The sequence below is a fragment of the Butyricicoccus sp. AM78-15b2TA genome, assembly GCF_027665985.1.
Lineage (GTDB): Bacteria > Bacillota > Clostridia > Oscillospirales > Butyricicoccaceae > Agathobaculum > Agathobaculum butyriciproducens.
In genome coordinates this window covers 164032-178113 of the sequence record NZ_JAQEHY010000003.1, presented here as the reverse complement: position 1 = coordinate 178113, position 14082 = coordinate 164032, and the positions used below count along the sequence as shown (strand labels likewise).

11 protein-coding genes are annotated in these 14082 nt (G+C 56.5%); 6 read left to right on the top strand and 5 right to left on the bottom strand.

Annotated elements, in window-relative coordinates; all coding sequences use genetic code 11:
* Positions 1–27: 27 nt before the first annotated feature.
* The 3 genes from PGS25_RS04645 to PGS25_RS04635 all read left to right on the top strand — a co-directional run bounded on the left by PGS25_RS04645 (position 28) and on the right by PGS25_RS04635 (position 4846).
* Positions 28–1179 carry a 3-phosphoglycerate dehydrogenase family protein gene (locus tag PGS25_RS04645; RefSeq protein WP_270417838.1) on the top strand — a complete coding sequence of 384 codons (1152 nt, stop codon included), beginning with the start codon at positions 28–30 and terminating at the stop codon, positions 1177–1179.
* Positions 1180–1376: 197 nt separating this feature from the next.
* Positions 1377–2411: a tyrosine-type recombinase/integrase gene (locus PGS25_RS04640; RefSeq protein WP_158574617.1), complete on the top strand. Its 1035-nt coding sequence runs from the start codon at positions 1377–1379 to the stop codon at positions 2409–2411.
* Positions 2412–2575: 164 nt separating this feature from the next.
* Positions 2576–4846, top strand: a complete 2271-nt coding sequence (locus tag PGS25_RS04635) for an S-layer homology domain-containing protein (RefSeq protein WP_270417837.1) — start codon at positions 2576–2578, stop codon at positions 4844–4846.
* 177 nt (positions 4847–5023) lie between these two features.
* Here the strand turns inward: PGS25_RS04635 and PGS25_RS04630 are convergent, their stop codons facing one another.
* On the bottom strand, positions 5024–6100 hold the full coding sequence (locus tag PGS25_RS04630; RefSeq protein WP_270417836.1) for a DUF4179 domain-containing protein: 1077 nt from the start codon (positions 6098–6100) through the stop codon (positions 5024–5026).
* Positions 6084–6575, bottom strand: a complete 492-nt coding sequence (locus tag PGS25_RS04625) for an RNA polymerase sigma factor (RefSeq protein ID WP_270417835.1) — start codon at positions 6573–6575, stop codon at positions 6084–6086. The genes PGS25_RS04630 and PGS25_RS04625 overlap by 17 nt, the downstream gene beginning before the upstream one ends.
* A gap of 419 nt (positions 6576–6994) precedes the next feature.
* Here PGS25_RS04625 and PGS25_RS04620 point away from each other — a divergent pair, with 419 nt between their 5' ends.
* Positions 6995–8518, top strand: coding sequence for a 4Fe-4S dicluster domain-containing protein (locus PGS25_RS04620; protein ID WP_270417884.1), 1524 nt, complete (start codon positions 6995–6997; stop codon positions 8516–8518).
* Between the two features lie 119 nt (positions 8519–8637).
* On the opposite strand, the gene PGS25_RS04615 is transcribed toward PGS25_RS04620, so the two are convergent.
* The 3 genes from PGS25_RS04615 to PGS25_RS04605 all read right to left on the bottom strand — a co-directional run bounded on the left by PGS25_RS04615 (position 8638) and on the right by PGS25_RS04605 (position 11733).
* The gene (locus tag PGS25_RS04615; RefSeq protein ID WP_270417834.1) at positions 8638–9681 is read right to left on the bottom strand and encodes an alcohol dehydrogenase; all 1044 of its coding nucleotides are present in this window, start codon (positions 9679–9681) and stop codon (positions 8638–8640) included.
* Positions 9682–9756: 75 nt separating this feature from the next.
* Positions 9757–10500, bottom strand: coding sequence for a DUF554 domain-containing protein (locus PGS25_RS04610; protein ID WP_270417833.1), 744 nt, complete (start codon positions 10498–10500; stop codon positions 9757–9759).
* Between the two features lie 66 nt (positions 10501–10566).
* Complete coding sequence (locus PGS25_RS04605; RefSeq protein ID WP_270417832.1) at positions 10567–11733, bottom strand: tRNA(Met) cytidine acetate ligase; 1167 nt, start codon at positions 11731–11733, stop codon at positions 10567–10569.
* A gap of 165 nt (positions 11734–11898) precedes the next feature.
* Between PGS25_RS04605 and PGS25_RS04600 the strand changes: the two genes are divergently transcribed.
* Together PGS25_RS04600 and PGS25_RS04595 are read left to right on the top strand one after the other, a co-directional pair.
* On the top strand, positions 11899–13110 hold the full coding sequence (locus tag PGS25_RS04600; RefSeq protein ID WP_110435410.1) for an acetate/propionate family kinase: 1212 nt from the start codon (positions 11899–11901) through the stop codon (positions 13108–13110).
* A gap of 75 nt (positions 13111–13185) precedes the next feature.
* On the top strand, positions 13186–14079 hold the full coding sequence (locus PGS25_RS04595) for a CPBP family intramembrane glutamic endopeptidase (protein WP_270417831.1): 894 nt from the start codon (positions 13186–13188) through the stop codon (positions 14077–14079).
* Positions 14080–14082: the final 3 nt, after the last annotated feature.

The window sequence follows — 14082 nt, the reverse complement described above, 5'->3', positions numbered from 1 at the left end:
CTCCATTTTCCATTGGAGGATAATCCCATGTATAACGTAAAACTCTACAACAAGATCTCGAAGGTAGGTCTGGACGATCTCGATCCGGCAAAGTACACCTGCTCCGAGGATTTCACCGATTATGACGCCGTTCTGGTTCGTTCTGCCAAGCTGCATGACGTCGAGTTCCCGAAGAACCTGCGCTGCATCGCGCGTGCAGGCGCCGGTGTCAACAACATTCCGATCGACCGCTGCTCCGAGGAAGGCATCGTAGTATTCAACACACCGGGTGCAAACGCTAACGCCGTTAAGGAGCTGGCTATCTGCGCACTGCTGCTGGCCTCCCGCAAGGTGGTACAGGGTGCAAACTGGGTTAAGGGCCTCAAGGGCACGCCGGACATCGGTCCTGCTGCTGAGAAGGGCAAGTCCACCTACGCAGGCCCGGAAATCGCCGGCAAGAAGCTGGGCATCATCGGTCTGGGTGCGATCGGCGTTAAGGTTGCAAACGCAGCTGTTGGCCTGGATATGGAGGTCTGGGGCTATGACCCGTACCTGTCGGTTGACGGCGCACTCAAGCTGTCCCGCTCCGTCAAGCACGTTACCGAGCTGGACGAGATTTTTGCAAACTGCGATTATATCACCATCCACGTTCCGCTGACCCCGGATACCAAGCACACCATCAGCGAGGAAGCCATCGGCAAGATGAAGGACGGCGTTCGCGTTATCAACCTCGCACGCGGCGAGCTGGTTGACACCAAGGCAATGGCGAAGGCACTCGAGAGCGGCAAGGTTGCAGCTTACGTTTCTGACTTTGCTTCCGACGAGATTCTTGAGCAGGAGAATGCCATCACGCTCCCGCATCTGGGTGCATCCACGCCGGAGAGCGAGGACAACTGCGCCAAGATGGCCGTTTACGAGATCACCGAGTACCTCGAGAAGGGCACCATCCGCAACTCTGTCAACTTCCCGAACCTCAAGGTTCCGTACGAAGGCGGCTACCGCATCTGCATGATCCACAAGAACATCCCGAACATGATCGCATCCATCACCTCCGTTGTTCGCTGCAACATCGAGAATATGGGCAACCGTTCCAAGGGTGACTATGCGTACACCATCATCGACACCGCAGAGGCTCCGACCGAGGCTAACCTCGACGAGCTGCGCGCGATCGAAGGCATGATCTCTGTTCGCACGATCTAATTGCCATAAAACCGATAAAACCGCTCTGAATGCAGATTCGGAGCGGTTTTTTGTTGCTTTTCTGTGCAAATTGAATATTGTCGAATTTGGTCGAATTTTCGTAAAATATGGAAATGCAGGACAAGACAGCACCGCAGCTTTCATTGTGCGGTGCTGCCGAATACTGCAGGATGACTATTTTTACAGGAGGCTTCTCAATGGAGAACATACGCATTTACGAGGAGGACGGCTACATTCACTTTATTATGCGTCCGGAGGACCTGATGCGGCTGCGCTACTCGACCGAAGCGAAAACGCCGTTTGCAGACTTCATGGACCGCTGGCTGACCCAGATGAAAACGCAGGTGCGCGAAAACACGATGGACGGCTACCGCTACGCATTTGAAAAGCATATCAAGCCGTTTTTCACCGCACGAGGGACAACGCTTGCTACGGCACGGCCGATGGATTTTCAGGATTTTGTCAACCTGAAATTTGATCAGGGGCTTTCACCGACTTCGATCGTCAAGTTCCATTCCATTATGCATAAGTGCCTGAAATACGCGGTAGCACTGCAGATTATCCCGACGAATCCGTCGGATAATGTCATGCTGCCCAAGCGGACGCGCTTTCGAGGACAGGTGTACGACCGGACGCAGATCAACATTTTTCTGGCAGCGGCGCTGCAGTCGCCGGCAGAGGCGGCGTTCGTGCTGGCGGCAACCTATGGTCTGCGCCGCAGCGAGTGCGCCGGTCTGCGCTGGTGTGCCGTGGATTTTCGGGCACGGAGCATGATTATCAATCATACGGCGGTGCTGTCCTCCGGACGTGTGATCTACGCGGACAGTGTAAAGACCAAATCAAGCTATCGGACGCTGCCGCTGTCCGACTCGCTCCGGCGGTATCTGACCGATCTGCGCCGCAGACAGAACGCCAACCGCAAAAAGTACGGCAAAGCCTACTGCCAGAGCGATTACGTCTGCTGCCGTGAAGATGGTTCGCCGCTCCGGCCGGATTACATTTCGCGTGAGTTCGAGCGGGTGTGCCGCCGTGCGTGCCTGCCGCGCATCCGGTTTCATGATTTACGGCATTCGGTTGCAACGATTCTGCTGCAGCAAGGCTTTTCGCTCAAGCAGATTCAGGACTGGCTGGGGCATTCCGACATCTCTACCACAGCCAACGTTTACGCACATGTGCCGTATGTGGAAAAGGTATCCATCGCCAAGAGCGCAACACCGATTATCGGCAACTGATGTGCATTCTGGGAATGTAACATAATCGTAACATTCCGGCGGGTTGTTTCACCATTGTTACACTTTGCCGCCTGACCTTGTATGAGAGTGCGTGATTGCTTATAATATATATTGTATAAGAATAACAAGGATAGAGAACTTTACACAATATACAGGTGAAGCATATGTTCAAAAAAACACTTTCCGCGCTGGCGGTTGCGTGTGTGATGCTGGTGAGTGCGGCTGCGGCCGGCACCATTTTTCCGGCAGAGTACACCGACATTGACGGCGTGACACGCGCAGGCTATCTGGATGAGGACGGCATGACCGTTCTTCCGTTTGCCTACGCACAGGCAGGAGATTTCGCGGACTGCGGACTCGCTGCCGTAGAAAACGAGCAGTGGCAGACGGCGGTGATCGACCGCACGGGAAAGCTCGTCATTGCATACACGGATTCGCCGGTTTCGGTGGATTTTTCGGATACGATAGTTGCGTATCGTTACACTGACCACAGCGTGTATTATGCGACTGACGGCAAGCGCATTGGCTCATATCCGGGCGCGGTTGGCTTCTTTGAGGACGGACTGCTGCTGTGCAGAAATGCGGATACCGGTCTGTATTCCTATGTCAAGCAGGATGGTTCGACTGCCTTTTCGGGCAGCTACCGTAAGGCTGGCGCGTTCTCAAACGGCAGAACGCTTGTGCAGACGCAGGACGGCGATTATCAGGCAATCGACACCGAGGGCACGGTGCTGTACACTCTGCCGAACGACGTAACGCCTTCCTACATGGCGATTTACGGCGAGAGCACGGTGGTCGTCACCAACGGCACCAATCAGGCGCTGTATTCGCTTTCGGAGGGCAAACTGCTGACCGAGTTTCTGTACAACACCATTTCGGAGTTTCACGATGGCGAAGCCATGGTTCGTCAGATCAACCGCTGGGGCATTATGGATACCACCGGTAAGCTGCTGACGGCGCCGACGTATTACTATCTGTCCTACATGGGCGAGGGGCTGTACGCGGCCCGCAGTGAGGACGGTTCGGTTTCCGCGGTGGATGCGGGCGGCAGCCTGTCTTACCGCACGCTGAGCTACATCAGCGGCTTCTCCGAGCTGCGCTACGGTCTGTCGTGGCACAACACCGCAGACGGCACATTGATTTTCTTCCGCAAAAACGGCGGCTTTGCAGCGTCCGTTAAAGAGGCGGAGAACCCGACCATTCTGACCGAAAACGTGGTCTGCGTCACGCAGGACGACACCCGCAAGTATATTGATCTGCGCAGCGGCAAAACGCTGTTCGAGCAGCCGAAGTCGTTCGACCTTGGCGGCGGCATCACCGCAAGGACTGTGCATTACGAAAAGTTCATGGGCTATCAGCAGGACGGCACGGAGCATGGATGGGATGTCGATTTTCCGGAGATCAGCGGTCTGAGCGACAAAAAGGTGCAGAGCACCATCAACAGCGAAATCCGTTCGTTCTTCCTCAAGGGACCGTCCGTTACCGCCGAGTATGATGCGCTCGAGGGCAGCTACGGTGCGTCCGTGGAAGGCTCGGTGCTCGTTGTCTGGGCCAACTGCGTGAGCGGCAAAGGCGCCGGTTCATCGGTCTGGAATAACTGTCTGGCATTTGATCTGTACACCGGCACACAGTACACACTGAACGACCTGCTGACCGGTGACTACATCGAGACGGTCAAGCAGCTGCTGCCGGACGATCATGCGATTTATCTGTACAGCTATCCGCGCGTCAGCACGAAAGGCGTAACCTATTTTTACAACGAATATGAGAGCGCTTCCCGCAGAGCATACACAGAGGAATACCTGCTGACGTTTGAGCAGCTTTCCGGTGTGCTGAACTGCAACAGCGCATGCTATAAGGCGTTGATGACGTCGTATTCGCCCGAAGTTTCGGCTGCTGCAACCGGTTACAGCGATGTGAGCAGTACCTGCTGGGCACTGCAGTATATCAATACAGTGACCGAGCGCAAGCTGATGACTGGCGCGAACGGTAAATTCCGTCCGAACGATAAGATCACGGCGGCTGAGGTCTGCACGACCATCGCGCGTCAGCGCGGTCTGTCCGGCAGCGGCGCACTGCCCGCAGGCGTTCGCGCAGGCGAGTGGTACTCGGATGCGGTCAGCGCGGTGTACGCAAACGGTCTGCTCGAGGGCCTGAGCGATAACTTCCGGCCGACGGCTGCTATGACCCGCGAGGATGCGATGCAGCTTTTTGCAAATTTGCTGCAGGCGGACGGTACAGCGGCCATGAGTGATACCGAAACCGCACAGACGCTGGTATCTGTCAAGGATGCAGGCTCTATCTCGGCAGACCGCCGAAATGCGGTTGCGCTGTGTATGCAGAAGGGTCTGGTGCAGGGCTTCAGCGACGGCACGATCAAGCCGCAGGGTACGTTCACCCGTGCGGAGTTCGCAAAGCTGCTGACGACGATTTAATGAAAATGAAGAATGGAGAATGGAAAATGATTATGCAGCATTCCGTTCTCCATTTTTGTTTAGGCATGAGAAAACCCCGGAGACTACCACTCTCCGGGGTTTTCGCAGCTCATGGCTGTGTCACATCGTTGTTAATCGTATAGCATCGATCTTGCGATAATGCAAGCACTACGCCGATTATTTTACCGGAATCGTAGTATCACCGATGGTGACGGACGCCACTTCATCAAGCGGGAGAATGGTATCGAACGTGCCCTGGCGGGTGCAGACGGTCTTGCCGTCATGCAGGTCCATGCTGCTGCCGTTGCCTGGCACGTCGATTACAGTGCCGTCCTTCTTATTGATAAGCAGTTTTGCGGAAAATGCGTCCCATGTATCGCGGTGGCTGGCGGGTTCCTGACCGCTTTCGGCATTCTCAAACGGTGCTTTGCCATCAACCGTGTAGACAAAGTTATAGCCGATAGGCGAGAGCAGGACTTTATTGATCGTTGCGGTTTTGCCACCTACTTGAATAGACTGACCGGCAGGCAGTTCAACCGCGCTGTTATCGGCCTCCAGCTTGAACTTGAGATGCCAGGTACCGTCGGCGATGGTTTTGGTTTCAGCGCCGTTATCAGTTACTGCTGTCAGGTCGCCGAGCATAATCTTTGCTGTACCACCGGTCGTAACTGCGTCAGTGTACGACATGGTTTCAACATACTGAATGGCATTATCATTCGGATTTTCGTCATAGAAATAGCTACTGCCGATTGCGCCTTGCGCATTCAGGCCGATATTGCTGTCTGCACGATTCCAGTACACATTCAGCAGACCGGTATCCGGGTTTTTCGTGCAGTCGAACGCCGAACCGTCCTCCTTTTCGAGCGTGTAGGAGATAAGGTAGTTGTAGCCATCGAACAGAATCGCATCCGCGGTGACGGTCACGCCGTTCGAGGTATCGCTCGCGCCGATCGGGCGGCCAATCTGGTCGATGATTTCGGTGTCTGCTGTCGGACCGAATACGCCGGCAAATGCGTCGCTCGCGGACTTGAATACGCCGGTTGCGCCTGCACCGATGCTCAGCACCAGAGCGGCAGCCACGCCGACCGCCGCGATGCGCGGAAAACGGCGTACACGATGAATGGCAACCGGCTGCTCCGGCTGCTCGGCGGCGGCCATCAGGCGATTGACCATGCGGCTTTTCGCCTCGTCAGAGAAGCGCAGCTCGTCCAGTGCGGAATTATACATTTTGTTATCGTTATACTTTCTGTTCATAAAGATCCCCTCCCAAGGTGGTGCGCAGGCTTTTGCGCCCGCGGCTCAGGTGTGCGGAAACGGCAGACTCGCTCTGACCGAGCAGAGATGCGATTTCACGCACGGAATAGCCCTCGTAGTAGTGCAGATAGACCGCTTCACGGTATTTGCGCGGCAGTGCCATCACCGCATCGAGCACATCGGAATCCGGTGTGGCAGGCGCAGGTGTCGCGGCAGCGGCCTCCAGACCGACGTTGCGCCGGTGCGCGGCGCGCAGGCTGTCCTTGCAGGCGTTGGCGGTCGCGCGGATGATCCACGCTTTTTCGTGCGCCGGACTGTCAAAGGTTTGACCGCCGGTCAGCAGCTTGAGGAAGATATTCTGGCAGATGTCCTCAGCATCGTGGGTTGACTTCAAATAGGTGTAAGCCAGCCGCAGGATCAGGTCGGAGTACGTCTGCACCAGACGTTCGGCGTCTGCCCTGTCAAATTGTTTCATTGGTTTCAGCTCCTTTGGAAAGCAACGTTGCTTCACCTATAATACGATTGCGGATCGCGTATCCTGACAGAGAGGATAAATTTATTATAACATAAATGCGTTGGCGGGCACCGTTCCCGCGCGCCGCAGAGCGTACCTCTCGCTTTTCGTCAAGCGTAAAACCTTCGATTTTGCAAGGGATAGAAAGACACCTGTCCGTCTGCGCGTTGTTTTTCAACAGAATGCCCAAAAAACACAGGTAAAATTGTAACAAAGTAATTGTTAAAAAATCTACAAATACCCTTTGCAGAAAGCCCTGTTTATGGTATCCTGTTAAAAGAGCACATGCGCTCTGCCGGGAGCGCTCATAAGATAGGACAAAGGGACGACCCGCTCAACGGGTCGCAAAGGAATTCAGGAGGATAAAACAAACTATGGCTATGAGAGGTGTAGAAACCCGTATTCAGGAGATCCGCCACCGCATTTTCACCGAGGTTGCCCGTATGGCGTACCATACTGAGTGGCCGACCGACCGCCGCATCGAAGCACTGCCGTTCGACATCATGCCGGGCGAAGTGGGCAACATCCGCAACGATATTTTCCTCGAGCGCGCTATCGTAGGCGAACGTCTGCGTCTGGCGATGGGTCTGCCGTGCCGCAGCGCTGCCGAGCATGCGCCGCTGTCCGACAACATCGAGGCTGCCACCCGAGAGGAGACCTACTACACGCCGCCGCTGATCAACGTGATCAAGTTCGCGTGCCACGCCTGCAAGGAGAACGAGGTCATGGTCACGGACGGCTGTCAGGGCTGCATGGCGCATCCGTGCGTTGAGGTATGTCCCAAGGGCGCAGTATCGCTCGACCGCTTCAACGGCCGTTCTGTTATCGATCAGGAGAAGTGCATCAAGTGCGGCCGCTGCATGGATGTCTGTCAGTATCACGCCATCATCCGTCAGGAGCGCCCGTGCGCGGCAGCCTGCGGCATGGATGCCATCCACAGCGACTGCAATGGCAGAGCCGATATTGATTACGAGAAGTGCGTTTCCTGCGGCCAGTGCCTTGTAAACTGCCCGTTCGGCGCGATCGCAGACAAGTCGCAGATCTTCCAGATGATCCGCGCCATTCAGGCGGGCGAGCGTGTCTACGCCGCTGTCGCACCGGCGTTTGTCGGCCAGTTCGGCCCGAAGATGACACCGGGCAAGCTGCGTGCCGCGATGAAGCGCCTCGGCTTTGCGGATATTATTGAGGTCGCGATCGGCGCGGACCTGTGCGCCGCACAGGAGGCCGAGGACTTCGTAGAGGAAGTACCGGAGAAGCTGCCGTTCATGGCGACTTCCTGCTGTCCGGCGTGGTCGATGATGGCAAAGAAGCTGTTCCCGGAACAGGCCAATTGCATCTCGATGGCCCTCACCCCGATGACGCTGACCGCTCGACTGGTCAAGCACCATCAGCCGGGCGCAAAGGTTGCGTTTATCGGCCCGTGCGCGGCAAAGAAGCTCGAGGCGATGCGTTCGGACGTACGAAGCGAGGTCGATTTCGTGCTGACGTTCGAGGAGATGGCCGGTATTTTCGCCGCACGCCATATCGACGTGGAAAATCTCAAGGAGGACCCGCACGGCATCAACGATGCATCCACGGACGGCCGTAACTTTGCGGTATCCGGCGGTGTAGCAAATGCGGTTGTCAACGTCATCAACGAGAAACACCCGGACCGCGAGATCAAGGTCGCCAACGCCGAGGGCCTGCGCGATTGCCGCAAGCTGCTGATGGCCGCCAAGGCCGGCAAGTACAACGGCTATCTGCTCGAGGGCATGGCGTGCCCGGGCGGCTGCGTGGCCGGTGCGGGCACGATGCAGTCCATCAAGAAATCCGCTGCGGTAGTCGGCATGTATGCCAAGCAGGCGGAGCACCAGACTGCAACCGGCACGCATCATGTTGCCGAGCTGGATAAGCTGGTTGATTAAAAATAATGCTATAAAAGCCACCGTATCGGATGATACGGTGGCTTTTCTGCTGTATTGGTGCGGAATGGAGAATGGTAAACCATGTGGCCCATTCTCCATTTTCCATTTTCAATCCTCAATTATTTTTCAGGCGGCGTAATTGCCACCTTCATGACCCCGTCGCGGCGCTTCTCAAACAGATCGTACGCCGCTTCAATCTCATTCAGCGGGAAAATATGCGTGATGAGCGGTGTGGTATCCAGCTGACCGCACTCGATCAGCCGCAGGATTTCTGCGGTGTCGCAGCCATCCACGCCGCCGGTCTTGAAGATCAGGTTTTTGCCGTACATATCGGGCAGGGGAAGCACCTGCGGCTTGTCATACAGTGCAACAACGGTAACAACGGCGTTCGGACGGGCGCACTCCCATGCAAGACGGAAGCTTTCGTTCGAGCCTGCCACCTCGCAGACCACATCCGCGCCGCCGTGCGGGCTGTTCAGCTGCACGAACTCCTGCGCGTGGTCGGGCGTGATGGTGAGCACATCGGGATAGCGCTCGCGCACAAAGCGCAGCCGCGCCGGATCGGGGTCGCAGATGATGATCCTGTGTGGGTGATGCAGCATGGCGCACAGCATGGTGCAGATACCGGTCGGCCCGGCACCGAGGATAAGCACGGTGTCGCCCTGCCTGATCTCGGAAATCCTGGCGGCCCAGTAGCCGGTGGCGAGCACATCACCGGCAAACAGCGCCTGCCGGTCGGAAACGCGATCAGGAATGACGGTCAGACCCTGATCGGCATACGGCACGCGGACGTACTCCGCCTGACCACCGTCAATCCGGCAGCCGAGTGCCCAGCCGCCGTTGGGATCGGTGCAGTTGTTGACAAAGCCGTGCTGACAGAAAAAGCAGTGTCCGCAGAACGTCTCCACGTTGACGGCTACACGGTCGCCGGGTTTGACGGTTTTGACTGCCGAACCGACCTGCTCGACTACGCCGACCATCTCATGGCCGACTGTAATACCGGGTACGGCACGCGGCACCGAGCCGTGCTTGATGTGCAGATCGCTCGTGCAGATGCTCGACATGGTAACGCGTACTACCGCGTCTCCTGCATGCGTGAGAACGGGTTCCGGCTTGTTCTGCAGGGCAAACTCACCCTGTTTTCGATAAGTGTAAGCGAGCATAGTTTACGGCTCCGTTTCGTTAAATGTTATATCCATTATACGGGAGGGCGAAAAGAAAGTCAAACGGTGTCGATTTTATAAGGTGGCAAGAGCCGGGAAAAACCGTGCCAGAAAGAAAAACAGCACCGGCAGGAAGATCGCAGGCAGCAGATTGCCGACACGCAGCTTGCTGTTGAAGATCAGATTCAAGCTAATGGCAAAAATCAGCACGGAGCCGACACACGACATTTGACCGATCAAGACATCGGTCAGCCAGGGACGGATGAATCGTGCCATCAATGTAATGCCGCCTTGATAGAAGAAAATCGGCACAATAGACAGGTATACGCCCTTGCCGAGAGATGCGGCAAAGAGAATCGAGGCAACACCATCCAGAATAGCCTTGGCAATCAGCATGGTTGGGTCACCATTCAGACCATCGTTTAATGCACCGACAATTGCCATTGCACCGACACAAAACAGAAGAGATGCGGTAACGAAGCCTTCAACAAATCGGCTGTCCCCTTTGGCAGCAAAGTGTGATTGACAGAATGCACCGAAATCCTCCAGTCGCTGCTCGATATTCAGCGCTTCACCGATGACAGCGCCGAGTGCCAGACAGAGTATAAGCAGCATGGTATGCTGGGTGCCGATTTCACCATTCTGTATGGTCAATACTTCGCTGAGTGTTCCGCCTATACCGATAAAGCAGGTGGTTAGTCCCAGTCCCTGCATGACCGTTTTTTCAAAGCGTTTCGGCAGACCGTTTTTTAACAGTATACCGATAGTAGTGCCGATAAGCACCGTGCCAACATTTACAATGGTTCCAAGACCAATCATAAAATCCCCTCGTTTCACTTTACAACGCTAAAGTTTATTGTAAAGCAAAATGAGAGGATTGTCAATTCAGCGCAGACAGAACGGCGTTTTGCGGAAATGCCCGCCGCCGATTCTCCGTTCGGGATCGGGAAGTGCAAGCGCAAACAGATCATCCGCAAACGCGTCGCGGCGCAAAGCGGGCTGCAGAGCGTCGGAAAGCCGTTTTTCCGTTGCCGGCTTGACGATAACGGGCAGGGCAGCCTGCCTGAGCGCCGCACGTCCGCGCACACCGAGTGCCAGTACGCGCAGATAAGCAGGGGAGACGGGTGCGTCTGCCTCCACACCGAGCACAGACCGCAGGAGCGCTCGCCGCACACGAGCCGCCGGAAACCGTCGCGTTCGAGCCTTTTCTACAGCATCCGAGAACGAATGTGCCGTATAGACCGCCTTGCACAGCCGCTCGTCAAAGCCGTCTGCCGAGCCGGTCCGCAGTCTGCCCTGATAGAGTGCCGTCCGCAGCAGCGCGAGCAGTGTGTCCACCGGCAGAGCGACCGGCGCTTCACCGCAATCTGCGGCCTTCTTCCACACGGCGCGAGCCGCAGGCGGCAGGAACGGTGCGCAGAACGCAAAATCGTCGTTTCGCAAATGCGCTCGAAGCAGACTCGCCGAGGCAAAGCCGCTGTGCGGCGCGTATGCATCGTGGGCCGCGCCCTGCCGGAGCACCGCAAGCGGGCGCATCCCGAGCGGGAGCAGAAAGCGGCAGTATTCAACGGCAAGCGTGTTGTTTGGGTTGTCTAAAAGAGCTGCCGCCTGCTTGTGAACTTTCGCTAATTCCTCCTGCCGTTTGGCGGCGTAGGACAGGTGCGGAGAGCCGGATTCACCCTCCATCGGCAGGCTGTTCAGGAGTTCTGCCGCCTGTAAAAGCAAATCCGCATCCGCAGTCTCCGCGCCGAACGATACCGTGCCGCACCCGAGTGCGTGCAGCGTCTGCACCGCACCCTTGGCGAAGCCCTCCGCCGAGGACAGCGCCGCCGCAAGCGGCAATTCAACCACGAGGTCAGCGCCGCAGCGCACGGCCATTTCGGCACGCGCGTACTTATCCAGCACGGCAAAATCGCCGCGCTGGACGAAATTGCCGCTCATCACGCACACGATCACGGCGTTTTCGCCGAGGCTGCGCCGGGTTTCGGCAATATGGTGCAGATGGCCTGTGTGAAACGGATTATACTCGGCGGTGATGCCGCATACGGTCATGACGGTGCTCCTTTCAGCGAGATGACAGCGGTCTGCAAGGTAAAAACCTCGAAAAAGGGGTTGTACATTTGCAAAGAATCGTGTAGAATAAAAATATAGCATTATTATATAGGCTTCCGCGGCTTTATGCAAGCCGCCAAATACGGCATAAGGGAGTTTTCACAAATGAAAGTATTGGTAATCAACGCTGGCAGTTCTTCGCTGAAGTACCAGCTGCTCGACACCGAGTCGGGCGAGGTAATGGCGAAGGGCCTGTGCGAGCGCATCGGCATCGACGGTGTGCTGACCCACACCGGCAACAAGTCCGATGAGAAGTTCAAGTTTGACATCGCAATGCCCACCCACAAGGAAGCGATCCAGTCTGTTATCAACATTCTGCTCGATCCGGAAAAGGGTGTAATCTCCTCCATGAGCGAGATCGACGCAGTAGGTCACCGCGTTGTACACGGCGGCGAGTTCTTCTCGGACAGCGTTATCATCACCGAGAAGGTCATCAAGGCTATCGAGGACTGCGTACCGCTGGCACCGCTTCACAATCCGCCTAACCTGACCGGCATCGAGGCTTGCCGCGAGGTTATGGGTCCGGACGTTCCGATGGTTGCAGTATTCGATACTGCATTCCACCAGACCATGCCGCAGTCCCACTACATGTACGCTGTACCGTACGAGTACTACGAGAAGTACAAGATCCGTCGTTACGGCTTCCACGGCACCAGCCACAAGTACGTTTCTCAGCAGGCTGCTGAGATGCTCGGCCGTCCGCTCGAGGAGCTGCGCCTGATCACCTGCCACCTCGGCAATGGTTCTTCTATCTGCGCAATCAACGGCGGCAAGAGCTTCGATACCTCCATGGGCTTCACTCCGCTGGACGGTCTGCCGATGGGCACCCGTGCCGGCAACATCGATCCGGCTATCATCGAGTTCCTGGCTGAGCACGAGCACATGGACGCACACGAGGTCATCAATATCCTGAACAAGAAGTCCGGTATGCTGGGTATCTCCGGCGTATCCTCCGACTTCCGCGATCTGGACGCTGCAGTTGCTGACGGCAACGCGCGTGCTGCTCTGGCGAAGGATATGTTCAACCTGTCCGTTAAGAAGATCATCGGTTCCTACGTTGCTGAGATGGGCGGCGTAGACGCTATCATCTTCACCGCAGGCGTAGGTGAGAACGACCGTTCGGTTCGCTGGGATGTCTGCGAGCACCTCGAGTACCTCGGCATCAAGATCGATCCGGAGAAGAACAAGTACCGCGGCAAGCAGATGGATATCTCCATCGACTGGGCACGCGTTCGCGTTCTGGTTATTCCGACCAACGAGGAGCTTATGATCGCCAAGGATACCGAGCGTCTGGTAAACGAGGCCAAGGCTCAGTAAGTCTTTCGTCAATTAGACAAATATGGGGGCGGAGCATAGGCTCCGCCTCTGTTTTTGCCCGGAGAGGAAACTTTTATGGATCAAATTGATATCCCGCAGGAGCGCCGCTACTGCTCGAAGCTGGGATTTTCCGTGCTGGCGATCATGCTGTGGTCGATCCTTTGGCAGTTCGGCCTGTACTGGCTGGATGGCTGGATCCTGCCGTTCCGCATACCGGAAACGCTGTATTATCTGCTGCTGCTCGTCGGACATTATGCGGTCTCGCTGCCGATCGTGTTCTGTATATGGCGCAAAACACCGCCGATGCCGTTCTGCAGGGAGCGGGCAGGCGCAAAGCGCATGGGCCGGTGGTTTGTCATCGGCTGTGCGCTGATGTGGCTCGGTTCGCTCATCGGCACGAATATCAACGACATGGTCTACGCTCTGACCGGACGTGATCCGGTCGGCATGGTGGACGAGAGCTTTTCGCAGATGCCGATGGCGGCCATCGTTCTTGGTGCCTGCATCATCGGTCCGCTGTGTGAGGAGCTGGTGTTCCGCGGTCTGCTGGCCGGCCGTCTTGCGCGGTACGGGCAGAAGCCGGGCGCCTTCATTTCTGCACTGCTGTTCGGCCTGTATCACGCCAATCTGGAGCAGTTTTTCTACGCCTTTGCGCTCGGTCTGCTGCTGTCCTACGCGTACTACCGCACCGGACTGCTGCGCACCTCGGTGCTGCTGCACATGCTGTTCAACATCATCGGCTCGGTGGTGCCCATGCTGTTGCCGGATACCATAGCCGCGCAGTCGGCGCTCGGTCTGTTCTGGATGGCAATGCTGGTGATCGGCATGATCCTGCTCGTTCGCGGCAGAAAACAGCAGGTCTGGCTGCACGGACCCTGTGCGCCGTCGCTCAAAGCCGTTTTGCAGAATGCAGGCATGTTTCTGCTGATCGTCGCCTGCTTTGTGCAGACCGTGTTCAATTATCTATAAGGA

What these genes read in the sequence shown, in the direction of transcription:
- PGS25_RS04645 (WP_270417838.1), top strand. Translation starts at nt 28, where the DNA reads ATGTATAACGTAAAACTCTACAACAAGATCTCGAAGGTAGGTCTGGAC.
- PGS25_RS04605 (WP_270417832.1), bottom strand. Translation starts at nt 11,733, where the DNA reads ATGACCGTATGCGGCATCACCGCCGAGTATAATCCGTTTCACACAGGC.
- PGS25_RS04615 (WP_270417834.1), bottom strand. Translation starts at nt 9,681, where the DNA reads ATGCTCGCTTACACTTATCGAAAACAGGGTGAGTTTGCCCTGCAGAAC.
- PGS25_RS04595 (WP_270417831.1), top strand. Translation starts at nt 13,186, where the DNA reads ATGGATCAAATTGATATCCCGCAGGAGCGCCGCTACTGCTCGAAGCTG.
- PGS25_RS04620 (WP_270417884.1), top strand. Translation starts at nt 6,995, where the DNA reads ATGAGAGGTGTAGAAACCCGTATTCAGGAGATCCGCCACCGCATTTTC.
- PGS25_RS04630 (WP_270417836.1), bottom strand. Translation starts at nt 6,100, where the DNA reads ATGAACAGAAAGTATAACGATAACAAAATGTATAATTCCGCACTGGAC.
- PGS25_RS04610 (WP_270417833.1), bottom strand. Translation starts at nt 10,500, where the DNA reads ATGATTGGTCTTGGAACCATTGTAAATGTTGGCACGGTGCTTATCGGC.
- PGS25_RS04625 (WP_270417835.1), bottom strand. Translation starts at nt 6,575, where the DNA reads ATGAAACAATTTGACAGGGCAGACGCCGAACGTCTGGTGCAGACGTAC.
- PGS25_RS04635 (WP_270417837.1), top strand. Translation starts at nt 2,576, where the DNA reads ATGTTCAAAAAAACACTTTCCGCGCTGGCGGTTGCGTGTGTGATGCTG.
- PGS25_RS04640 (WP_158574617.1), top strand. Translation starts at nt 1,377, where the DNA reads ATGGAGAACATACGCATTTACGAGGAGGACGGCTACATTCACTTTATT.
- PGS25_RS04600 (WP_110435410.1), top strand. Translation starts at nt 11,899, where the DNA reads ATGAAAGTATTGGTAATCAACGCTGGCAGTTCTTCGCTGAAGTACCAG.